Raw genomic sequence first — 20,566 nt, 5'->3', positions numbered from 1 at the left:
CGCTGCCAAAACCCGGCTAGCAGCCAGCCTTACAGCACGCGATCGGTACGGCGGCGATACCAGCCGGTTACCGACAGGCGCTGCTGCCGCGCCGGCAGCACTTCGTGCCAGAAACGGTCGGACAGGAACAACACCAGCGTACCGGCCTCCGGTTCGATATCCAGGTACTCGCTGCAAGCGTCGTCCAGATACAGGCGGATCTGCCCGCCGGCCCCTTGCGGCCAACCTTCATTCAGATAAAACACGGTAGTCAGCGTGCGTGCGTCGTCATCCTGGAAACGGTCCAGGTGCTTTTTGTAGAACGCGCCGGCCGGGTACACGGCAAAGTGCGACTCCAGCTCGGCCAGGCCCAGATACAGGCCACGGTTCACCGCGTGCATGATGTCGTCCATGGCGGCGTTATACGCCTGCACCGCCGGCTCGGCCGCCACCTGGTCCAGCCACAGCACCGAGTCGCTGCGAATCTCGGCGCGGCGTGCCTGGCCGGTGGCACGGCCGGTAGCCGCCTCGTGAAACAAGCCCTGCTGCCATACCGACAGGCAGGTATCGCGCAGGTTTTGTACCAGGCTGGCGGGCAAGGCGTGCGGTATCACCACCCAGCCTTTATCGGCCAAGGCGTCCAGTACGGCATCCAGATCAAATTGCAAAACAGTCATGGCGACATCCGGCAAAAAACATCAAGGCGGGCTTTGTACCATGCGCGCCGCCTGCCGCCAATGCGCCAGATCAAGCGCACCGTACGCCTTTGCCGCCGGGCAGGTGCGGGCTAGCTAGTAGTTTTCTGCCACCTTGTCGTAAGCGCCCTGCAACCAGGCCAGCACCAGCGGGAAGTGGTCGTTGGCCGCATCGGGGTGGGTCAGCAAGCTGACATGGTTGTAATCGTGGCGGTAGCCGGTGTGCCGCGCCAGCAGGTGTACGCACGAGGCATGGGCGCCGCTTTCGGCACGAAAGCGCTGCACATCTCCAGGGTGGCCACGGCACGGGTCGTTCTGCGCGGCAAAATACAGCGCCGGCGGCAAGGCATGGCGCTGGGCGGCGCCGGCGTAATCGAAGCCGTCGTCGCTATCCACCCAGGGGCGTACCTTGGCCCACTGCTTGCTCTGCCAGTGGCTTTTGTCGGTTTCGTCGTCCGCTCCCAGGCCGATGCGCTGCGCCGGCAAATACCCCACGCTGCGGCACAGCAGCCGCGCCACGCCGTTCCACATCAGGTCCACTTCCAGCAGCTTGTTCAGGTTACGCGCGTGCACACTGCGCTTGCTGCCGAAATACACCAGGCTGGCCACCTGCGGAATCAACGCCGGCTGGTACAACAGCGCGCTGCTCATGTGTACCCCGCCCCAGGAGTGCGCCATCCAGTGCACCGCCTGGCCACCGCTGAGCTGGCGCACCGCCGCGTGCAGCGCGGGCAGGTCTTCGCGGATGATTTCGGTCTGGCCGTGGCGGGCGTGGCGGCTGATGCGCGGCGTGCTGCGCCCGCGCCCGCGCAGGTCGGCCACGTATACGTCGTAGCCGTGGCGCGCCAGGTAGTGCGCCAGCCCTTTACCGCTATCGGAATAAAAAATGCGCCCGTTGGCCATCACACCGTGCACCATCAGTACCGGCTGGCCATTGTGCTGCGGGTGGCGGATACGCTTTACGTACAGGGTATCGCTGGCGGTAACGGGCACGTACAAGTCTTCTTCGCGGTTTTTCATGTGGCCTCGGTGGCGGGGTGGCAATAATCAAACAAGCGCTTGAATCATCCGTATCCTGCCGACCCGCGTCAACCACTATGCCAATACCATGGCGTGTTTGCTGTGCTGGTTGCCACAGCGCAAACCCCGTAGACTGCCGCCTTTGCACCTTACCCGGCCCTGCCCCATGCCTTTTTCTACCCTGGCGCTCGACGCGGCGCTGCAACGCGCCCTGGCCGACGCCGGCTTTGACCGCGCCACCGCCATCCAGCACGCCGCCATCCCGCCGATTCTGGCTGGCCGCGATGTGCTGGCTACCGCCCGTACCGGCTCGGGCAAAACGGCGGCCTACTGCCTGCCCCTGCTGCAAAAGCAGCTGGCCGCCGGCCGTGGCTGCAGCCTGATCCTGCTGCCTACACGCGAGCTGGCACAGCAGGTGGGTGACACCCTGTGGCAGCTGTCTGCCCACCTGCCGCGCCCGAAAATCGTGGTGGCTTACGGTGGCGTGTCCATCAACCCGCAGCTGATGGCGCTGCGCGGCGGGGCCGACTTCATCGTTGCCACGCCTGGCCGCCTGCTGGACCTGATAGACAATAACGCCGTGCCGCTGGGCAGCATCGACACCCTGGTACTGGACGAGGCCGACCGCCTGCTGGCGCTGGGTTTTGCCGACGAGCTGGGCCGCATCCTGGCCCTGTTGCCGGCGCAGCGGCAAACGCTGATGTTCTCGGCCACCTTTGCGGCCAACGTTCAACAGTTGGCCGCACGCCTGCTGCAGCAACCGCAGCGCGTGGCTATCGCCGACGAGGCGGCGCCGGACATCAGTCAGCGTGCCATCGAGATCAACGCGGCACACCGCTACGCCGTGCTGCAGGCGCTACTGCACGAGGCGGCGTGGCCGCAGGTGCTGGTGTTCGTCAACAGCAAGCACGACGCTGCCGAGCTGGCGCAATGGCTGCAACGCGAGGGTATCCGTGCCGCTGCGCTGCACGGCGAGCTGGCGCAGGGCCGGCGCGAGCGCGTGCTGGACAACCTGAAAAACGGCACGCTACAGGTGCTGGTGGCCACCGACCTGGCGGCACGCGGTATCGATATTCCGGCGCTGCCGGCGGTGATCAACGCCGAGCTGCCGCGCTCGCCGCAGGACTACACCCACCGCATCGGCCGCACCGGCCGTGCCGGGCAAACTGGGGTAGCCATCAGCCTGATCGACGCCGACAGCCGCGCGCACTTTCGCCTGATCGAGAAACGCCTGGGTTTGAAGATTGCCCGCGAGCAGCTGGCAGCCTACCCGGCCACCGATACGCCGGCTGCCAGGTTGGCCGCAGCCGACGATAACGGCGGCATCAAGGGCAAACGCATGAGCAAGAAAGACAAGCTGCGCGCCGCCGCCGCGGCGGGCAAGCCTTAACGCTCGCCGCTGCTGTACGCGGCAGACAGCAGCTGTTCGAACGCGGCCAGCGGCTGCGGTGCGCCAAACAGGTAGCCCTGGAAGTGCTGGCAGCCACAAGCCAGCAGGCCGGTGTACTGCGCCTGGCTTTCCACGCCCTCGGCCAGCACGTCCAGCTGCAGGCTTTGCGCCAGGCCCAGCACGGCACGCACGATGGCAGCGTCGTGGCTGTCGCTGAGCATGCCCTGCACAAACGACTGGTCCAGCTTGATCTGGTGCAGCGGCAGCTTTTTCAGATAGCTGAGCGAAGAATAGCCGGTGCCAAAGTCATCCAGCGCCAGGCGTACCCCCAGGCGGCGCAGCGCGCGCATCTTGCTGCTACCGCTGCCATTGTCGTCCATCAGCACGCTTTCGGTCAGCTCCAGCACCAGGCGTGCCGGCGCGGCACCGGTTTGCGCCAGGATGGCGCGCAGCTGGGCGACAAAATCCGGCTGGCGCAGCTGGCATACGCTCACGTTCACCGACAGGCTCAAGGCCGCCGTATGCGGGCTGGCCGCCCAGCGCGCCAGCTGCCGGCAAGCCTGCTCCAGCACCCATAGCCCGATGGGCACGATCAGCCCGCTTTCCTCGGCCAGGGGCACAAAGCGCTGCGGCGACAAATTGCCCAGTACGCTATCGTGCCAGCGCAGCAGGGCTTCCGCGCCACAGATCCGGCCGCTGGCATCCACCTGCGGCTGGTAATGCAGACTCAGCTGCTCTTCGGCCAGTACGCGGCGCAAGGCGCTTTCCAGCCGGGCGCGTTCTGTTACGCTGTGCTGTAGCTGCATATCGAAAAAACGCACGGTATTGCGCCCTGCCGCCTTGGCGCTATACAGCGCCATGTCGGCGCGCTTCATCAGCTCGTCGCACTCGCGCGGGCCGTCGGCAAACAGCGAGACACCGATGCTGGGCGTGCACTGGTAGTCGTGGCCGTTCAGGTCGTAGTGGGCGTTCAGCGCCAGGCGCAGGCTTTCACCCAGGCGCTGCGCCAGCGCCGCCGCCTCGTCCACACTACTGCCCAGCACGGGCAGCAGGATAACGAACTCGTCCCCGCCCAGCCGCGCTACCGTATCCCCCTCGCCCACAGCGGCTTGCAGCCTGCGGCCAACCTGCTGCAACAGCATATCGCCGTGGTCGTGCCCCAGGCTGTCGTTCAGCGTTTTGAAGTTGTCCAGGTCAAGAAACAGCAAGGCGCCTTCGCTATCGGTGTGCGCCAGCGCCCGCTGCAGGCGCTCCAGCAGCAGGCGGCGGTTTGGCAGGCGGGTCAGCGGGTCGTAGTAGGCCAGCTGCTGGATTTCCTGCTCGGCCGCCTTGCGCTGGGTAATGTCGGTGAGCATGGCCACGTAATGCGTCACCTCGCCACAGGCGTCCTGCACGGCGGTGACGGTGAGCCACTCCGGGTAGATTTCGCCGTTTTTGCGGCGGTTCCAGATTTCGCCACTCCAGCTGCCGTGGCTGAGCAGCTGGTGCCACAGGTGGGCATAAAACGCCGGCCCGTGACGCCCGGAGCTCAACAGCCTGGGCGTCTGCCCCACGGCATCGGCCTGGGTGTAGCCGGTAATACGGGTAAAGGCGCGGTTAACCCGCAAGATCATGCTGCGCGTATCGGTGACAAAAATGCCTTCTTGCGAATCGAATGCCGCCGCAGCAATGCGCAGGTCTTGCTCGTCGCGCGCCCGCGCCCGTGCCAGGCGCTCGAAGCGCAGAAAATACAGCGTGGCCACCCCCAGCAACAGCAGCAGCACACCGGCCACCACCCAGGCGGTGCGCCAGGCTTCCTGACGCCAGGCGGCCAGCGCAGAGGCTTCATCCAGGTGCACCGCCAGCACAAAGGGGTAGACACGCGAGGCACGGTAGGCGGTCAGCACGCGCCGGCCATCCGGCCAGGTTTCGCGGTAGCTGTCGGCATCGGTCTGCGCCAGCCTGGCGGCCAGCAAACGGCTGGGGCCGCGGTGGCCGGGCAGCGCCTGCGGGTCGGTGCTGATGATCAGGCTGCCGTCGTAACGCAGCAGGGCCACCTGGCCTTGCTGCGGGTTGATGTGGTTATCGTAGAAATTCAGGAAATAGTCGGTATTGAGCGCGGCCAGCACGGTGACCCAGCGCTGGTCGTCCTGCATCACATCCAGCGCCACCGGGATAAAGCTGATGCCGCTTTGCGCCGGCTGGCCGGCCAGCCGGCTGTCGGCAAAGTCGCGCCCGGCGGTTAAAGGGCCGGTGCGCAGCACGCCCAGTGGCTCGGTACTTTGCGGCATGAACTGCTGGCGCGGCAGGCGCAGCCCCAGGTTGGCCGCATTGGTGCTGGCCTCTACCACGCCCTGGCTGTTCTGCAGCGCAATAGAGCGGATATAGGGTGCCTGCTGCAAAAACGCCCTCAGCTTGTCGCTACGCTGGCGGGTGCTGCCCGATAGCAGCAAGGTGCGCTCCACCACGTTCAGGCTCTGGGTGAGCTGGTCTTCCAGTGCGCGCACGGTCAGATTGGCCAGCGCAAACTGCCGCGACAGTGCCTCGCTACGCAAACGCCACTGTACCGAGGCGGTAGCCAGGGTGGTAAACAGCAGCACCAGCACCACCACCATGACAAAGGTAGCGCGCTGGTGCAGGCCCAGCCTGGTTTGCAGGCTGCCGTACTGACTCACTGGCTACCCTGCCCTAGCGCTCGGCGACCGGGTCCAGCTTGTGGCGCTTGATCGCCGCAGCCAGGCTGCCATCTTGCTGGGTACGCTCGAGGTAACGCGATACCCGCTCGTACCAGGCATCGTCGCCCTTTTTCATGGCGTAGGCGTAATGGGTCAGGTGATAGGTGGCCGGCGGGGCCACCAGGCGAGCCCAGTCGGTAGTTTCCAGCATGCGGCGGCTAAACGGGTAGTCGGTCATGAACACATCGGCGCGGCCGGATTCCACCTCTTGCTCGCGCCCTTGCGGGGTGTCGGTCACCAGCAGCGTGGCCTGCTTCAGCTTGTCACGCATCACCGGCTCGTGCAGCGTGCCTTTGGCCACCGCCACCACCATGCCGGGTTTGTCGATATCTTCCCAGCGCTGGATGCGGCGGTTGCTCTTGGTGGTAATGGCGTAGATGTCGCTGATCAGGTGCGGGCGGGTAAATCTTAGCTTTTCGCTGCGCGCCGGGTTGATACCGATGGCAAACATGGCGATATCGCAGCGGTTCTGCTCGATATCGGGTATCAGGCTGGCAAACGAGCTATCGACAAAACGCACGGCCACATCCAGGTCGCGGCCCAAGCCCTGCGCCATATCGATATCGACACCGCTAAGCTGGCGGGTTTTCGGGTTACGGTAGGAGATACCGTAATAATCGGGCCAGATGCACACGCGCACTTCGCGCGTAGCCAGCACGTCGTCCAGACGGCCGGCGTGTGCAGCGGCAGGTAGCGTGGCCAGGGTGGCCAGGCAAAGCAGGGCATATTTCATGACAAGTTTCCAGACGGCTTGGCAGCTGGCTAAGGGGCAGAATACCAAACAAAATGCATAAAATCACGCACTCAAAGTTAATATATTCTATCGAATACACATACTACCAGTCGGGTTTTTGCCTTACCCTGCACTAGATCAAGGATTACCACACCGTGGCTGCGCAGGCAGCGCGCCGCCCGGCACCGGCCACCTGCCGCAGCTTGCTACAACGTATCAGGCGTCCCAGCGCTCGTCGCGCCACTCGGCCATGGCTTCTTTGTCCAGGAAGGTCCAGGCCACCACACGGCTGATCTTGTTGCCCTGCGCCATGTCCAGCGTGATCACGCGCTTGGCGTTGCACATTTCCAGCTCGCGCAGCAGGCCGCGTACATTGTCCACCTTGGATACCAGCGAGCTGAACCACGCTACCTGGTGGCCGTAGCGCACGCTCTGGCGCGCCATGGTGGCCAGGAAGTACTCCTCGCCACCCTCGCACCACAGCTCGTGGTGGCGGCCGCCAAAGTTCAGCTCCACATTGGCCATGCGCTGGCCGGTAAGGTTGGCCACCTTGCGGCGCGCGGCGGCGTCGGCCTCGGCAGCCGAGCCGTGGAACGGCGGGTTGCAGATGGTCAGGTCGAAGCGGTCGTCGCGCTTGATGATGCCGTCGAACACGTTGGCCGCATCGGTTTGCTGGCGCAGCTTCAGGCCGCTTTTCAACTGCGGGTTGGCGTCCACGATCAAGCGCGCCATGCGCAGCGCGTCGGCGTCGATATCGCTGCCGACAAAGCGCCAGCCGTACACGTGGCGGCCAACAATGGGGTAAATGCAGTTGGCGCCCACGCCGATATCCAGCACGGTGGCGCGCTTGGGAATGGTGCCTTTATTGCTTTTGGCCAGCAGGTCGGCGGCGTGGTGCAGGTAGTCGGCGCGGCCGGGTACCGGCGGGCACAGGTAGCCTGGCGGAATGTCCCAGAACAGCACGCCGTAGTGGTGCATCAGCAGCGCGCGGTTCAGCGCCTTCACGGCAGCAGGGTTGTGGAAGTCCACGGTTTCGATGCCGTGCTCGTTATGGCGCACGTACTCGGCCAGCTCGGGGTTGGCCGCAATCAGCGCGGCAAAATCGTAGCGCTCGCGGTGCAGGCTGCGAAAGTGCAGGCCGGGTTTGCCGTCGCCGGCAGGGAGGGTAATGGTCATGGCAGATACCGCAAAATCAATCGGCGGATTGTACGTGCTTTGCACAGTCAGGGCGAAGAATACGCGACACCGCGTATTCAGTATGGGCGCTGCCCGCCCTAGCATGGCGGCTGATTTCAATAACAGGAGACAAGCCATGCTGGCCAATCTGTGGCGCCTGCTGGTAGCACTGTGCGATCTGCGTGCCCTGGCACGCTTGCTGACCGGCCGCCCGCCGGTAGACGTGGTGTTCATTACCAACCTGCGTGACGAAGACGAACGACAGCGCTTTTTTGGCGGCCGGGCGCCGCGCCTGGGCCACGCCAACGGCCCGCGCATCTATCTGCGCGGCGTGGCCGGCCGCGTGCGCGGCATTTTTGTCACCGCAGAAGAGATGCTGAGCCGCGACGGCCGCCGCCTGGCCAAGGCGCAGTTTATTGACGCTACCGCGTGGGCCGAACAAAACGGTGCCCGCGTCATCTTGCTGGCCGCCTCCACCAAGCGCCTGTTTGGCCGCGACGGTGCCGAGCTGAAGGCGCGTTTTCCCGGGCTGCTGTTCACCATTGGCGATAACGGTACGGCCAACATGCTGCTGGCCGACGTGTTCCGCGCGCTGAAAACGCACGCCATCGCCCCCGGCCGTGGCCGCGTGCTGGTCATCGGCCCTTACGGCATTCTGGGCTCGGCCATCCTGCAGCCACTACGCAACGCCGGCTACGAGGTGGTGGGCTACGGCGGCAATGCCAGCGCGCTGGCCGAGGTGCAGGCCGAACACGGCATTGCCGTGCACACCCGCATCGCCGACATCGGCCAGGTAGACGCGGTGGTGGCGTGTACCCACAGCCAGTCGGCCAGACTGCAAGCCGAAGACGTAGCGCTACTGTGCCGGCCCGATAAGAAGCTGGTGGTGATCGACGTGGCCGAGCCGGCCAACCTGGACATGGCGCAATATGCCCGCTGCCGTAGCCACGTTATCCGCCAGGACGCCGGCAACGCCTACTCGGCGCAGCTGCATTACATTCTGGGCAGCTTGTCCTGGCGCTTGCTGATGTTGTCGCGCGGTGTGGTGTTCGGCTGCTTTGGCGAGGCGCTGGCGCTGCATTACAGCATCCACACCCTGGGCATTGGCTGGCTGGCCGGGCGCGACTGGTTCCAGGTAACAGCGGCCAACCGCCAATGCATAGGCAGTGCTTTTGCAGAAATAGGCTTGGGCCTGCCCGAGCCGCGCTGCTTCGGTCAGCCGGTGGCGGCCCCGGCAGCGAGCAGCGGCATCACCACGGCAAACACCGCCCCCTTGCCGGGTGTGGAGCGCACCTCCAGGGTATAGCCGGCCGCCTCGCACAGCGAACGGGTGATGTGCAAGCCCAGGCCGTGGCCGTCGCCGCCCTGCCCTGCGCCACGCTGGAACGGCTGCAGCAAGCGCTGCAGCTGGCCGGCAGCCAGGCCAGGGCCGCTGTCGCGCACCTCGATCACCCGCGCACCGGGCCGGTAACGCACCCCCAGCAGCACACTGCCCGCCGGGGTGTAACGGATGGCGTTCACCAGCAGGTTGTCCAGAATGCGCCCCAGCAGCAGCGGTGCCGCCGGGTAGTGCCAGGCGCTATCGTGGCATACCAGGCGCAGACCTTTGGCCACCGCTGCCGGCGCGTGGCGCTGGCAGGCATCAGCCAGTAGCGGGCCCAGCGGCAGGCTGGCCGGTACCGCCTGCAGTTGGCCGCGCGCCTCGGCAATCAGCCCGCCAAGCAAGGCCTCGCTGTAATCCAGCGTGCGGTTCACGTGCGCCAGCACCGGCGCCGCCTGCGGCAACGGTGCCAACGCGCCCACTGCCAGCCGCAGCGACGCCAGCGGCTGCGACAGGTCGTGGCTGGTGGCGGCCAGCTGCAGCTGGCTGGCCCGCGCCTGCTGCCGGGCGGCAGCGGTAGCGGCCTCGGCCTGCGCCAGCTGTAGCGCCTCCTGCTCGTGGCGGCGGCGGCTATCGGCCACGCGGCGCTGTAATAGCGCCACCTTGCGCGCCAGTGCTACCGCAAAACACAGCGCCTCGGCGGCATAGCCCAGCTTGGGCAGGGCAAAAGGGGAAACCGGCAAGGTAAGGCCGCTAAGCACCAGGCCAAACAGCACATTGGACAACAGCACATTCAGCAGCGCCCCCGCCAGAAACGGCACGGCCAGCGGCGAACCGCGCCGCCCGTAGTAAGCACCGGTGTAGACGATCAGCCCCAGGTAGGCCAGCGCCGACAGCAATGGCGGCCACATCCAGCCGCCCTGCAGATACGCCACCGCGGCCAACGGTAGCGAGGCCAATTGCAGCAGATAAGCGTGGTACAAACGGCGGTGGCTGTGCGCCACAGCAAACAGGCCAAGAGCAAACAGCGACTGCAACAGCAGTACCACGCCCATCAGCAAGAGCGGCGCCAGCTGGTTCCAGCTACCGGCCTGCGGCCACAGCCAGGCAAAAGCATAGCCTTCCAGCTGCAACAGCATGGCCATCATGGCCGCCGCCAGCGCAGCGTACAGTGCCAAGGTGCGCTCACCAGCCAGCAGGTACTGCAACAAGGCAAACACCATCAAGGCCAGCAGCACACCCAGCTGCACCCCGTTTGCCATATTGCTGTCGGCCAGGGCGGCCTGCCACTGCCAGCGCGGTTCGATCACCAGCTGCAGCGGGGTATTGCCGTGGGTGCGATAGCGCAGCAACAGGCTATCGCCCGCCTGCAAGGTGTCCGGCAGCGGCAGTGCCAGCATGCGCGCCGGCAAGGGCCGTGCCGCGTACGAGGCGCCGGCCGGCAGGTTGGCCAGCGCCGTCACCCGGCCGTTGGCCGCGCGGTGCCACAGCTGGACAAAGCGCAGGTCTGGCACCCCTAGCACCAGTACGCGCTGTGGCCCGGCCTCGGCCGCGGCAACCGGCCGCCACACCCAGCCGGCCGCCGCCGTACGCCACGGTGCCGGCGGCTGCGATGGCCAGCTGGCCGCCTGCTGCCAGGCTTGTTCCTCGCTTAGCTGGCCGGCCTGATCTTGCCAGTAATGCGGCTGTGCCGACAGTGGCAGGCTCCACAGCAGCACTAGCAACAGGGACGCCAGACTGCCTACAATGCTGCGTATTGATTTCATGGAAAACTGTTAAAAATGCGCTCAGCCGTGATCATAGCCGACGACCACGCCATTTTTCGCGATGGCCTCAAGCTATTGCTGGGCATGCAGCCCGAATACCAGGTCGTGGCCGAGTGCGGTACGCTGGACGCGCTGCTGCCCTTGGTGCAACAGCACCAGCCGCAGCTGGTACTGATGGACTACAACATGCCCGGCGGCAATGCCCTGGCCACGCTGCAACATCTGCGCCAGCGCTACCCGGCCCTGCGCCTGGTCATGCTGACGGCAGAGCGCGGCGGGCAGCTGCTGGCCCAGGTACAGCAAGCCGGCGCCGACGGCCTGCTGCTGAAGGAAGGCAGCGCCACCGACATGCTGGCCGCGCTGCAGCGGGTGCTGGCCGGCCAGCGCGTGATCAGCCCGGCGGCCAGCGCGCTGATGCAGGACAGCCAGGTAGCGCTGACCGCCCGCGAGTACCAGGTGCTGCAGCTGATCTGCCAGGGTTGGCCGCACGCCGGCATCGCCGCGCATTTTTCGCTATCGGTACGCACCGTAGACAAACACCGCGAAAACCTGCAACGCAAGCTGGGCGCCAGCAACGCGGTGCAGCTGATCAACCGCGCCCGCGAGCTGCGCCTGTTCGGCGATTAGCTGGCCGGCACCGCCTCATCCTGATACGGCCACGCCGCCACCTGCAGCTGCGCCACCTGCAGTAGCGCCGTGTCCATGCCCGATACCTGGGCTGCCACCGTCAGCCCCTCCCCCAGCAAAAACAGCTGCTGCGCCCGCAGCACCGGCTCGGCCAGCCCGGCAGCGGCGCAGCATTGCTGCAGCCAGTTGCGTAAGCGCGTCTTGTGCGCCGCCGCCTGGCGGTGGATGGCATCGTCGGCTTGCGGGTACTCGGCGGCAGCATTGATGAACAGGCAGCCGCAGAAATCCGGCTGCGCAAACCACTGTGCCAGATAGCCCAGGTAGGCCTGTGGCCGCTGTGGTAACGGCGTGGCCGCCACGAACGCGTCCAACGCGGCCATGAAGTCGTCGTCGCGCAGCTGCAGCGTGGCGTCGATCAGCGCCTCTTTGGTGGCAAAGTAGCGGTACAGGGTTTTTTTAGTCAGGCCTGCCTCGGCGGCCAGCTGGTCAACACCGGTAGCGTGGAAGCCCTGCTGGTGGAACAGGTCCAGCGCGGTGGTCAGCAATTGCGGGTACTTTCTCATGGCAGCAGTATCGCCTTTGGGCGCACAAAAGTAAACAGACCTGTTGACTCAAGTACACAGATCGGTTTACTTTATAAACACACCACCCCAAGGAGTCGTGCCATGCCCCTGCTGCGCTTACCCGTTTCGCAAGCCCCGGCCGCGCCGGATCGCCGTTTTGTGGCCGCCAGTTTTGCCGGGGCCGCACTGGCCATCGGCGCCTGTGGCCTGCTAAGCCAGTACAGCGGCAGCCCGTGGCTGATGGCCCCGTTCGGCGCCAGCTGCGTGCTGGTTTTCGGTTTGCCGGACAGCCCGCTGGCACAGCCGCGCCACGTACTGGGCGGCCATTTTCTGGCCGCACTCAGCGGCCTGCTATGGCTGTGGCTAGCCGGCCCGGTGTGGTGGAGTACCGCGCTGGCCGTGGCCCTGGCACTAGCGCTGATGCAACTGGCACGCGCCGTACACCCGCCGGCAGGGGCCACCCCGCTGGTGGTGCTGGCCAGCGGGGCCAGCTGGCACTTTCTGCTGACGCCGGTGCTGTCGGGCACCCTCGTCATTGTGGGGCTGGGCTGGCTGCTGCACCGCTGGCGCCAGCCGGGCAGCTACCCGCGCTACTGGTGGTAGCCGACGCAATCGCCATGAAAAAAGCCAGCCTGCGGGCTGGCTGATCTCACTGCGTGAATCTGCCTCAGGCAAAAATATCGATCACGTTACCGGCCACTTTCAGGCCGTTCACCACGCTCTCGCCGGTGGCCGACACCGTTTCGTATACCACCTCGGCCGCCTCCACCGCCGTTTCCGCCGCCCCCGCGGCAAGGTTGAAGGCTGCACCTGCCAGCTCGATGCCCGCCTCGCCCAGATCAAGCGCCGCCTCGCCGAAATCGGCAGCCACCGCATCGACCACCGCCTCGCCCACGTGGTAGGCACCTTTACCCAAGCCGGCCACGCCTTTCAACATCTGGCTGCCGCCAACTGCCATACCGCTGTAACTCATGCCCTGCTCCCTTCTGGCCAAACACACCAGCATGCCAGCCAGAACCTGGCAAAGGGTTGGCAGATTGTGGCCGCAGGTAACTGGCAGCTTACAAACGCCCGCCCACCTGCCCCGGCAGCTGCGGCTCGAACTTGGCCCACACACGGCGCATATCGCGTGCCGAGGCAAAACCGCCGCCTTCGGCTGCGCGCTCTACCGCCACGCCTTGCTGCAGTAGCTGGCGCACCAGCGCCACGCGCAGGCGTTGCTGGTACTCCACAATGCTGACGCCGGTTTGCTGGCGAAACAGCCGCGTGAGGTGGCGCGGGCTCAGGTGCACACGCTCGGCCAGCGCGGCCAGCGGCCACGGCTGCGCGGGGTCGCGGGCGATGGCGTCTTGTGCGCGGTGTACCGCCGGGTGCAGGTGGTTGCGGTAAGCCAGCCACGGCGACAGCTGGGCATCGTCGCCGGCGCGGCGGCTATACAGCACCATGCGCCGCGCTACCCGCGCCGCCACGTCGGGCCCGGCGTGGCGCTCGATCAGCGCCAGCGCCAGGTCCATGCCGGTAGTAATGCCGGCCGAGGTGGCGATGTGGCCATCTTCCACAAATACGCGGTTGTCCAGCACCCGCGCACGCGGCGCGGTGGCGGCCAGCTTGGCCACAATGCTGTGGTGCGTGGTGCAGGCGCGGCCATCCAGCAGCCCGGCCATGCCGGCCAGCAGCGCGCCGGAGCACACGGTGGCCAGCGCCACCTGCGGGCGGATGTGCTGGCGCAGCCAGGCCACCAGCTGCTGCGCCTCGGGCGTGGCGTAATCCAGGTCTTCTGCCACCGTGCCCACCACGATCACCAGGCTGCCGTCGGCCACCGCGTCCGGCAGCGGCGCGATGCGCGACACCAGCCCCAGCGAGCTGACGCACTCGGTGGCCGGGCCGGCAATGTGCAGCCGAAACGGCGCACCCTCGTCCAGCGCCATGCGGAAAGCCTCGGCCGGGCCGACGAAATCCAGCGCCAGGTAGCGCGGGGTGAGCAGGAAGTAGATGTCTTTCACTTCAATTCACTGGAAAAATCGAACTGATCAAAAAAATCGGATACACACCTCACAATATCGACAAAATTCCGCCAAGAGCCATCATTGAGCTGAACCCAAACATAGCTAGCCTCAGCAAAATGCCCATAACCAAATGGTGCATGGAACAAGCCGTCATAGCTGTTTGCTAGAACTTGCGATGCACTATCAAGCTGTCTAGGTTGCTTGGTTTTCTTGGTCAGCAGGTTGTGCTTGCTTGCGTTACATACATCTCGGATAAGTACGAAATCAGGACATCGCACAACGACCTTGTCAGAAATCGACCCAATACTCGACCCCGGCCATTGGAGCTGAACGTAATCCACGAGGTGATACAGAACAATCGCCGCTAGTCTTGCTCTCCTCACGCTAAACGGATCATTTAAGAATTCATCAACCGTAGGTTTTACGGTCTCAACAAAATAGTTCTGGGCTGTATTCATTGCTGACGCATTCTTGTGATTTCATGATCTACAGCTCGCCCAGCTTGATGTCCGGCTGGTAATCGCCGTCCACCTCCTTGACGATGGCCTGGCCGGCGATGACGCGTTCGCCGTTGAAGGTGAGCGTGGGCGCGCCGTGCAGCTGCCAGCCACGGCTCAGCGCCTCGGTCACGCGGTGGCAGAAGGCGCTGTCGTCGGGGCCGGTGAGCAAGCGGTACAGTTTCATGGTGTGGGTCCGGTGGTCAGAAGGTATGACGATACACGACAAAGCCGGTGTCCCGCGCCACGCGGTCGTACAGCTGGCGGGCGGCGGCGTTGTCGTGGCGGGTATGCCAGTACACGCTGGGGCTGCCGGCGGCCTGCGCCTCGGCCAGTACGGCGGCAATCAGCTGCCGTGCCACGCCCTGCCCGCGCGCGGCCGGCACGGTAAACAGGTCTTGCAGGTAGCAGGCGTGCTGCGCCATCAGCGTGTTGCGGTGAAACACATAGTGCGCCAGCCCCAGCAGTTGGCCGCCGCGCCAGGCCAGCAGCGCGTGCAGCGGCTCGGCCGGGTCCAGAAAGCGTTGCCAGGCCAGCTGGCTGATGGCGGCCGGCAGCGCCAGCGCGCCGTGGCGGCCGTAAAAGGCGTTGTAGGCGTCCCATAGCGGCAGCCAGGCTGTGTAATCGGCCGGTTGCGGCGGGCGCAAAATCAGGGAAGCAGACATGCGGCCAACCTTACGCCGGCTGCGGCTTGCGCCACAGGGCCAGCAGGCGCGGGCCGAACACGTTCACCGCCAGCCCGGCCAGCAGCAGCGCACCACCGGCCAGCTGCCAGAAGCTGAGGCGCTCGCCCAGCACCAGCGCCGCCGACAGCACGCCGAAAAACGGCACCAGCAGCGAGAACGGTGCCACCACGTTGGCCGCATGACGGCTGAGCAGCTTGCTCCACTGGCCGTAGCCGAACAGGGTGGCCACCAGCGCCAGGTAGGCAATGGCAAACAGGCTTTGCGGCGTGGCCACCTGCGCCCACACGATACGGTCGGCTTCGAACAGGCCGGACAGCGCAAAGAACGGCACGATGGGCGCCAGGCTACTCCACACCACCAGGCCAAGCATGTCCGGCTTGTAGCCGGCGGCCACGATGCGGCGTACCACCACGTTGGACAACGCCCAGCTGGCGGCACCGCACAGTGTCAGCACAAAGCCGGCCAGCGGCAGGTTGGCCGCGCCCAGGCCGCCGATCAGGTACAGCCCGGCGCTACCGATCAGCAGGCCGGCCAGCTGCCACGGCGTAAAGCGTTCGCCCAGCCACAGCATGCCGATGATCAGGGTAAAGAACGCCTGCGATTGCAGCACGATGGACGCCAGCCCGGCCGGCATGCCCAGCTTGATGGCGGTAAACAGGCAGGCAAACTGCCCCAGCCCCACGCTGAGGCCGTACAGCGCCAGCCAGCGCCACGGGATGGCGGGGCGGCGCACAAACAGCAGCCCCAGGCCGGCGGCGGCACTAAAGCGCAGCGCCCCCAGCAGGAACGGCGGCACGCCGGCCACGCCCCACTTGATCACCACAAAGTTGAAACCCCATACCGCAACGATCGCCAACGCGATCAGCCGGTCTTGCCAGTTCATGGCTTGCTCCCCAAGGTTGGCCGCACGCGGCCGGTGCATGATGACATCGAGCTTACGCCAGCCGGCACGCGCCAGACAGCAACAGTGCGTTCCGATTTACCGGATACAGCTGCCGCTAGCGCTGCGTGGGCGGCAGCCCGCCCTGCGCTGCCAGCAACGCGGCATGGGCTGCCAGATCCACCGGCCGGTAAGTCACGGTGCTGGTGGCCGGGTGTGCCGCCAGACCGGTGCGGCCAACCCATTGCCGCGCCGGGCGGATGGGGCGCGGCGCAAAGCCGCCGCCGCAATTGGGGCAGACGTTGTGCAGCACCGTCTCGGCACAGCGGGCGCAGAACGTGCACTCGTAGCTGCAGATGCGGGCGTCGGGGCTATCGGGCGGTAGCGGCGTGTTGCAGTGTTCGCAGCCGGGGCGCAGTTGCAGCATGGCGTGTGTCCTTTCAGAGGGTGGCCTGGTTGGCCGCCGCGGCGTCCAGCCGCGCCAGCACGCTGGCCACGGTGTGGATGTCGGCAAAACGGCCGGCCAGCACCAGCTCGGTACGCTGGCGGATGTCGTCGGCGCTGAACACGCGGCCGCTGCGCGGATGGGTCATGGCAAAGGTCAGCGTGGCTTCGGTAACGTAATCCACGGCAAAGCCCAGGTCGCTGCCGACGCGGGTGGTGGTTTCGCAGCACTGCTCGGTGCGGATGCCGCTGATGATCAGGCGGTTTATGCCGCGTGCCGCCAGCCACGCCTGCAGGCCGGTATCGGTAAACGCGTTGTGCACGTGCTTGGTAAAAGTGACGTCCGGCGCCAGCGGCAGCCAGTCCATCGGCTGCACGTGGCCGCTGGCGGCGGCAAACGGGCCGTCGCCATCCTCGTGCAGCACATAGATAACCGGCACGCCACGGGCGCGCGCGCCGGCGATCAGCGCCAGCACGGCCTGGCGGAAAGCCGGCAGCTCGGCTTGGTCCCAATACGGGCGGTGCAGGAAGGATTGCTGGACATCAATCACGATCAGGGCAGAAGCGGACATGGCGGGCTACCTGTATGCCAGTGAAGATAGCGCTATTGTGCCGGGCAGCACAGCTGGGTGCCATGCCGTAGCTGGCCATGTGCAGGACAAATACAGCCATGCGGCCAGCCAGGTACGCGGCGATGTATCAGGGCTGTTACAAAGGGGACAAGGCGGCGATACAGCCGGGCCGGATACTGCCAGCGTCGGCCCCGTGCCGCACCGATCAAGGAGCCCTATCATGCACAAGAAAACCCTGCTACTGGCTACCGCCCTGTTGGCACTAGGCGCCAGCCTGCCTGCACGGGCTGACGACGCCGCCCCGCCAGCGCATGGCCCCCGGCACGACATGCCGCGCGACATGCCACCGCCGCCGCTGGCTATCATGCTGGAGGACGCCCTGCCCGCGCTGCAGCTGAGCGACGCCCAGCAATCCTTGTGGCTACACGCCGAACAGCACGATATGAACCAGCAAACGCGCCAGCAGCGCAGCCTGCAACACGCCGGTTTCAGGCTACAGGAAAAGCTGGCCGATACCCGCCTGAGCCTGTCGCAAGCCTTGCGCGCGGCTAGCCTGGCCGCCCCCGCCATGCAGCCTTCTGCTGCCTGGCTGGCATTTTTTGATAGCCTCAGCAGCCAGCAAGCCGGCATCGTGCGCCAGGTGTTACAGTCACCACCACCGCCGGTACACGATATACCGCCACCGGGCTAGGGCTGTGCTACCCACCACCACACGGCCGTGCCGCCACCATGCAGGCGCACGGCGCTTCCCCAAGGAGCCTGCATGAACGAACACGGCATCCGCCTGCTGATCGTGGACGACGACCCCGATATCCGCAACCTGCTGGCGCAATACCTGCAAAGCTATGGCATGCAGTGCCTGTGCGTAGGTGACGGCCACGGCCTGCGCCAGAAGCTGGAACACGAACGCGTCGACCTGATCATTCTGGACCTGATGCTGCCGGGCGAAGACGGGCTATCGTTGTGCCGCCACATCCGCGCCGTGGGTAACACGCCCATCATCATGCTCACCGCCCGTGGCGAATCAGCCGACCGCGTGGTGGGGCTGGAGCTGGGCGCCGACGACTACGTGGTAAAACCCTTCGACCCGCGCGAGCTGGTAGCGCGCATTCACACGGTATTACGCCGGGTACGCGGCAAACCCGGTTCGGCAGTAGACCAGGACACCGTGCAGTTTGCCGGCTGGCGGCTTAGCCACCAGAAGCGCCAGATCACTACGCCCGGGCAAGTGCTGGTGCCGCTGTCCAATGCCGAGTACCGCCTGCTGTGCGCTTTTCTGGCTCGCCCGCAGCGCATCCTCAGCCGCGAACAGTTGATGGACGCCGCCCGTGGCCGCACGGTAGAGGCATTCGACCGCAGCATCGACCTGCTGGTATCGCGCCTGCGCCAGAAGCTGGGCGACGACCCCAAGCAGCCGCAGCTACTGAAAACCGTGCGCGGCGAAGGCTACCTGCTGGACTGCAAGATCAATTGAAAGCCACCGCATGAAATGGCCTGTACCCGATACCGTTTTTACCCGCCTGTTTGGCCTGGTACTGGCTGCCCTGCTGTGCAGCCACCTGGTGATGACCGGCCTGTTCGTGGTATTTGCGCCCGACGGCCCGCCACCCGAAGCCCCGCCCCCGCCACGGGCGGCCGATCATCCGCGCCCGCCGCCTGGCGAGCGCCCGCCACACGAGAGGGGTGAACGCCGCTTGCCGCCCGAATTCTGGGCCGGCTTTGCCCTACAGTTGGCCGCCGTTTCGCTACTGGCCTGGTACGGCGCACGCCGCCTGGTACGCCCTATCGAGCAGCTCACCCAGGGCGCACGGGAGCTGGGCCGTACGCTGGACGCCCCGCCCATAGACGAAACCGGCCCGCTGGAAACGCGCCAGGCAGCGCTGTTGTTCAACGATATGCGCGCCAAACTGCGCCGGCAGATGGACGAGCGCAGCCACTTTCTGGCCGCGGTATCGCACGACCTGCGTACCCCGCTGACGCGCATTCGCCTGCGCGGCACCCAGATCGACGACAGTGCGCTACAGCAAAGGTTGAATCAGGACATAGACGAGATGGCCGCCATGCTGGATGCCACCCTGGCCTACCTGCGCGATAACAGCCAGCAAGAAGGCTGGGAGCAGCTGGACATCGAAGCCCTGCTGCAAGCCATGGCGGAAGACGCCCAGGAGCTGGGCCAGCCGGTGAGCTTTAACGGACAAGCCAGCCAGCTGCGCACCCTGCCGGCGACCCTGCGCCGCTGCCTGGACAACTTGCTGGAAAACGCCTTGCGCTACGGCGGCAGTGCCGACATCAGCCTGCAGCAAAGCGATACCACGGTAGAAATTGCCATTCGCGACCACGGCCCCGGCATACCGGCGGCACAGCTGGCGCGGGTATTCGAGCCTTTTGTGCGGCTGGAAGACTCGCGCAACCGCCACACCGGTGGCACCGGCCTGGGGCTGACCATCGCCCGTGATGCCGCGCGGCGCATGGGCGGGGAGCTTTACCTGAGCAATGCCGATGACGGCGGCCTGGTTGCGCTGCTGGTGCTGCCACGCTAGCACTGTGGTTTGTATCCATCGTGATACAAAGCGGATAAATCATGCAGACAAGCCAGCCATACAGTGTCATGACTCGCTACAAGCCGTGACAGGTATTGGCCGTGCACGGCTGGGGCGGGTTTTCCTACCCTTCAGGGAGAATGACCATGAGCAGCGTAACAAGCAGTACCAGCAGCTACATGCCCAATATGATGCAGGGCCCCGGCGCTGGGCCACGTGGCATGCGGCAGCGGCCGGAAGCCAGCGAGGTCGCCGAGCAGATCTTCAGCAAGCTGGACACCGACAAGCAGGGCTATCTGGAGGCTGACGATTTTGCCAGCGCCATCAGCCAGCTATCGCGTAGCGGGCAAAGCAGCAACACCGCCAGCAGCGACGAGGTGTTTTCCAGCCTGGATAGCGATAGCGACGGCAAAGTCACCCAGGACGAACTCACCAGCGGCATCAAGTCGCTGCAGGAACAGCTGGATAGCCAGTTCAACACCATGCGCATGCAAGGCAGTATGCAGGGCATGGGTGGCGGCGGCATGCCACCGCCACCGCCAGGCGGGCCTGGTGGCCAGCGCCAGGATCAGGGCCTGGACCAAAGCCAGCTGGGGGATATGGCCACAGCCGCGGCAGAGTCGGGCAATACCCAGGCCGCCAGCCTGTTCAGCCAGCTGGCAGACAACTTTGACGAAGCAGACGCCGATGGTGACGGCAAGGTGAGCTTTAGCGAAAGCGTGGCCTACCAGCGCCAGCAAGAGCAAGCCGGCAGCACTGGCAGCGACAGCAGCTCGAGCAACAGCGGCAGTGTGTCCAGTAGCCAGGACATGCAGGGCCGTATTGCCCAGCGGCTGATGGAGATGATGCGGGCCTACGACGACTTTAGCGCGCCGGATGAAGGCAGCAGCATGCGCTCTGCCGCCTGATACCGCACAGCGGCGCGCCAGGCCGCCTGGCTGCTAAAAAACAAACCCC

At 65.7% G+C, this 20,566-nt stretch carries 23 protein-coding genes; 8 read left to right on the top strand and 15 right to left on the bottom strand.

Annotated features, from left to right (window positions below; all coding sequences use genetic code 11):
* Positions 1-29: 29 nt before the first annotated feature.
* Positions 30-656 (bottom strand): 2OG-Fe(II) oxygenase, encoded by a 627-nt coding sequence (locus tag PQU95_RS02155; RefSeq protein WP_227302744.1) that lies wholly within the window; start codon positions 654-656, stop codon positions 30-32.
* 114 nt (positions 657-770) lie between these two features.
* Entirely contained in the window at positions 771-1,694 is a 924-nt protein-coding gene (locus tag PQU95_RS02150; protein WP_272750475.1) for an alpha/beta fold hydrolase, read from the bottom strand.
* A gap of 166 nt (positions 1,695-1,860) precedes the next feature.
* Here PQU95_RS02150 and PQU95_RS02145 point away from each other — a divergent pair, with 166 nt between their 5' ends.
* Complete coding sequence (locus PQU95_RS02145; RefSeq protein ID WP_272750474.1) at positions 1,861-3,084, top strand: DEAD/DEAH box helicase; 1,224 nt, start codon at positions 1,861-1,863, stop codon at positions 3,082-3,084.
* Here PQU95_RS02145 and PQU95_RS02140 read toward each other — a convergent pair.
* From PQU95_RS02140 to rlmF, 3 genes are all read right to left on the bottom strand, one after another.
* A complete protein-coding gene (locus PQU95_RS02140) occupies positions 3,081-5,738 on the bottom strand; it encodes a bifunctional diguanylate cyclase/phosphodiesterase (RefSeq protein ID WP_272750473.1) in 2,658 nt (885 codons plus the stop codon). The genes PQU95_RS02145 and PQU95_RS02140 overlap by 4 nt on opposite strands.
* Before the next feature lie 13 nt (positions 5,739-5,751).
* Positions 5,752-6,531, bottom strand: a complete 780-nt coding sequence (locus tag PQU95_RS02135; protein ID WP_272750472.1) for a substrate-binding periplasmic protein — start codon at positions 6,529-6,531, stop codon at positions 5,752-5,754.
* A 216-nt stretch (positions 6,532-6,747) separates the two neighbouring features.
* Positions 6,748-7,707 carry a 23S rRNA (adenine(1618)-N(6))-methyltransferase RlmF gene (gene rlmF / locus PQU95_RS02130; protein ID WP_272750471.1) on the bottom strand — a complete coding sequence of 320 codons (960 nt, stop codon included), beginning with the start codon at positions 7,705-7,707 and terminating at the stop codon, positions 6,748-6,750.
* A gap of 136 nt (positions 7,708-7,843) precedes the next feature.
* Here rlmF and PQU95_RS02125 point away from each other — a divergent pair, with 136 nt between their 5' ends.
* On the top strand, positions 7,844-9,013 hold the full coding sequence (locus PQU95_RS02125) for a hypothetical protein (RefSeq protein ID WP_272750470.1): 1,170 nt from the start codon (positions 7,844-7,846) through the stop codon (positions 9,011-9,013).
* Here PQU95_RS02125 and PQU95_RS02120 read toward each other — a convergent pair.
* The gene (locus tag PQU95_RS02120; RefSeq protein ID WP_272750469.1) at positions 8,923-10,794 is read right to left on the bottom strand and encodes an ATP-binding protein; all 1,872 of its coding nucleotides are present in this window, start codon (positions 10,792-10,794) and stop codon (positions 8,923-8,925) included. The genes PQU95_RS02125 and PQU95_RS02120 overlap by 91 nt on opposite strands.
* Positions 10,795-10,821: 27 nt before the next feature.
* Between PQU95_RS02120 and PQU95_RS02115 the strand changes: the two genes are divergently transcribed.
* A complete protein-coding gene (locus PQU95_RS02115; protein WP_272750468.1) occupies positions 10,822-11,421 on the top strand; it encodes a response regulator in 600 nt (199 codons plus the stop codon).
* On the opposite strand, the gene PQU95_RS02110 is transcribed toward PQU95_RS02115, so the two are convergent.
* Positions 11,418-11,984: a TetR/AcrR family transcriptional regulator gene (locus tag PQU95_RS02110; protein ID WP_272750467.1), complete on the bottom strand. Its 567-nt coding sequence runs from the start codon at positions 11,982-11,984 to the stop codon at positions 11,418-11,420. The two genes, PQU95_RS02115 and PQU95_RS02110, sit on opposite strands and share 4 nt — an antisense overlap.
* A 102-nt stretch (positions 11,985-12,086) precedes the next feature.
* Between PQU95_RS02110 and PQU95_RS02105 the strand changes: the two genes are divergently transcribed.
* Positions 12,087-12,587, top strand: coding sequence for an HPP family protein (locus PQU95_RS02105; protein ID WP_272750466.1), 501 nt, complete (start codon positions 12,087-12,089; stop codon positions 12,585-12,587).
* Positions 12,588-12,651: 64 nt separating this feature from the next.
* On the opposite strand, the gene PQU95_RS02100 is transcribed toward PQU95_RS02105, so the two are convergent.
* From PQU95_RS02100 to PQU95_RS02065, 8 genes are all read right to left on the bottom strand, one after another.
* Positions 12,652-12,957 (bottom strand): hypothetical protein, encoded by a 306-nt coding sequence (locus PQU95_RS02100; RefSeq protein ID WP_272750465.1) that lies wholly within the window; start codon positions 12,955-12,957, stop codon positions 12,652-12,654.
* An 88-nt stretch (positions 12,958-13,045) separates the two neighbouring features.
* On the bottom strand, positions 13,046-13,987 hold the full coding sequence (locus tag PQU95_RS02095) for a GlxA family transcriptional regulator (protein WP_272750464.1): 942 nt from the start codon (positions 13,985-13,987) through the stop codon (positions 13,046-13,048).
* Positions 13,984-14,448: a hypothetical protein gene (locus PQU95_RS02090; RefSeq protein WP_272750463.1), complete on the bottom strand. Its 465-nt coding sequence runs from the start codon at positions 14,446-14,448 to the stop codon at positions 13,984-13,986. The genes PQU95_RS02095 and PQU95_RS02090 overlap by 4 nt, the downstream gene beginning before the upstream one ends.
* Before the next feature lie 28 nt (positions 14,449-14,476).
* Positions 14,477-14,674, bottom strand: coding sequence for a DUF1737 domain-containing protein (locus tag PQU95_RS02085; RefSeq protein ID WP_272750462.1), 198 nt, complete (start codon positions 14,672-14,674; stop codon positions 14,477-14,479).
* Positions 14,675-14,690: 16 nt separating this feature from the next.
* Positions 14,691-15,152, bottom strand: a complete 462-nt coding sequence (locus PQU95_RS02080) for a GNAT family N-acetyltransferase (RefSeq protein WP_272750461.1) — start codon at positions 15,150-15,152, stop codon at positions 14,691-14,693.
* Between the two features lie 10 nt (positions 15,153-15,162).
* Positions 15,163-16,056 carry an EamA family transporter gene (locus tag PQU95_RS02075; RefSeq protein ID WP_272750460.1) on the bottom strand — a complete coding sequence of 298 codons (894 nt, stop codon included), beginning with the start codon at positions 16,054-16,056 and terminating at the stop codon, positions 15,163-15,165.
* A gap of 115 nt (positions 16,057-16,171) precedes the next feature.
* A complete protein-coding gene (locus PQU95_RS02070; RefSeq protein WP_272750459.1) occupies positions 16,172-16,480 on the bottom strand; it encodes a DUF1272 domain-containing protein in 309 nt (102 codons plus the stop codon).
* 13 nt (positions 16,481-16,493) lie between these two features.
* Entirely contained in the window at positions 16,494-17,069 is a 576-nt protein-coding gene (locus tag PQU95_RS02065) for an isochorismatase family protein (protein ID WP_272750458.1), read from the bottom strand.
* A 220-nt stretch (positions 17,070-17,289) separates the two neighbouring features.
* Between PQU95_RS02065 and PQU95_RS02060 the strand changes: the two genes are divergently transcribed.
* The 4 genes from PQU95_RS02060 (at position 17,290) to PQU95_RS02045 (ending at position 20,517) form a co-directional block, all read left to right on the top strand.
* A complete protein-coding gene (locus PQU95_RS02060; protein WP_272750457.1) occupies positions 17,290-17,760 on the top strand; it encodes a hypothetical protein in 471 nt (156 codons plus the stop codon).
* Positions 17,761-17,832: 72 nt separating this feature from the next.
* Positions 17,833-18,543: a response regulator gene (locus tag PQU95_RS02055; protein ID WP_272750456.1), complete on the top strand. Its 711-nt coding sequence runs from the start codon at positions 17,833-17,835 to the stop codon at positions 18,541-18,543.
* Positions 18,544-18,553: 10 nt separating this feature from the next.
* Entirely contained in the window at positions 18,554-19,609 is a 1,056-nt protein-coding gene (locus PQU95_RS02050) for an ATP-binding protein (RefSeq protein WP_272750455.1), read from the top strand.
* A 146-nt stretch (positions 19,610-19,755) separates the two neighbouring features.
* A complete protein-coding gene (locus PQU95_RS02045; protein ID WP_272750454.1) occupies positions 19,756-20,517 on the top strand; it encodes an EF-hand domain-containing protein in 762 nt (253 codons plus the stop codon).
* Positions 20,518-20,566 lie beyond the last annotated feature (49 nt).

The sequence above is a fragment of the Vogesella aquatica genome (assembly GCF_028548455.1).
Lineage (GTDB): Bacteria > Pseudomonadota > Gammaproteobacteria > Burkholderiales > Chromobacteriaceae > Vogesella > Vogesella aquatica.
The sequence above is the reverse complement of the archived record's forward strand: the minus strand, read 5'-3'. Positions and strand labels throughout refer to the sequence as shown.

What these genes read in the sequence shown, in the direction of transcription:
- PQU95_RS02155 (WP_227302744.1), bottom strand. Translation starts at nt 656, where the DNA reads ATGACTGTTTTGCAATTTGATCTGGATGCCGTACTGGACGCCTTGGCC.
- PQU95_RS02150 (WP_272750475.1), bottom strand. Translation starts at nt 1,694, where the DNA reads ATGAAAAACCGCGAAGAAGACTTGTACGTGCCCGTTACCGCCAGCGAT.
- PQU95_RS02145 (WP_272750474.1), top strand. Translation starts at nt 1,861, where the DNA reads ATGCCTTTTTCTACCCTGGCGCTCGACGCGGCGCTGCAACGCGCCCTG.
- PQU95_RS02135 (WP_272750472.1), bottom strand. Translation starts at nt 6,531, where the DNA reads ATGAAATATGCCCTGCTTTGCCTGGCCACCCTGGCCACGCTACCTGCC.
- rlmF (WP_272750471.1), bottom strand. Translation starts at nt 7,707, where the DNA reads ATGACCATTACCCTCCCTGCCGGCGACGGCAAACCCGGCCTGCACTTT.
- PQU95_RS02125 (WP_272750470.1), top strand. Translation starts at nt 7,844, where the DNA reads ATGCTGGCCAATCTGTGGCGCCTGCTGGTAGCACTGTGCGATCTGCGT.
- PQU95_RS02120 (WP_272750469.1), bottom strand. Translation starts at nt 10,794, where the DNA reads ATGAAATCAATACGCAGCATTGTAGGCAGTCTGGCGTCCCTGTTGCTA.
- PQU95_RS02110 (WP_272750467.1), bottom strand. Translation starts at nt 11,984, where the DNA reads ATGAGAAAGTACCCGCAATTGCTGACCACCGCGCTGGACCTGTTCCAC.
- PQU95_RS02105 (WP_272750466.1), top strand. Translation starts at nt 12,087, where the DNA reads ATGCCCCTGCTGCGCTTACCCGTTTCGCAAGCCCCGGCCGCGCCGGAT.
- PQU95_RS02100 (WP_272750465.1), bottom strand. Translation starts at nt 12,957, where the DNA reads ATGAGTTACAGCGGTATGGCAGTTGGCGGCAGCCAGATGTTGAAAGGC.
- PQU95_RS02090 (WP_272750463.1), bottom strand. Translation starts at nt 14,448, where the DNA reads ATGAATACAGCCCAGAACTATTTTGTTGAGACCGTAAAACCTACGGTT.
- PQU95_RS02085 (WP_272750462.1), bottom strand. Translation starts at nt 14,674, where the DNA reads ATGAAACTGTACCGCTTGCTCACCGGCCCCGACGACAGCGCCTTCTGC.
- PQU95_RS02080 (WP_272750461.1), bottom strand. Translation starts at nt 15,152, where the DNA reads ATGTCTGCTTCCCTGATTTTGCGCCCGCCGCAACCGGCCGATTACACA.
- PQU95_RS02075 (WP_272750460.1), bottom strand. Translation starts at nt 16,056, where the DNA reads ATGAACTGGCAAGACCGGCTGATCGCGTTGGCGATCGTTGCGGTATGG.
- PQU95_RS02070 (WP_272750459.1), bottom strand. Translation starts at nt 16,480, where the DNA reads ATGCTGCAACTGCGCCCCGGCTGCGAACACTGCAACACGCCGCTACCG.
- PQU95_RS02065 (WP_272750458.1), bottom strand. Translation starts at nt 17,069, where the DNA reads ATGTCCGCTTCTGCCCTGATCGTGATTGATGTCCAGCAATCCTTCCTG.
- PQU95_RS02060 (WP_272750457.1), top strand. Translation starts at nt 17,290, where the DNA reads ATGCACAAGAAAACCCTGCTACTGGCTACCGCCCTGTTGGCACTAGGC.
- PQU95_RS02055 (WP_272750456.1), top strand. Translation starts at nt 17,833, where the DNA reads ATGAACGAACACGGCATCCGCCTGCTGATCGTGGACGACGACCCCGAT.
- PQU95_RS02050 (WP_272750455.1), top strand. Translation starts at nt 18,554, where the DNA reads ATGAAATGGCCTGTACCCGATACCGTTTTTACCCGCCTGTTTGGCCTG.
- PQU95_RS02045 (WP_272750454.1), top strand. Translation starts at nt 19,756, where the DNA reads ATGAGCAGCGTAACAAGCAGTACCAGCAGCTACATGCCCAATATGATG.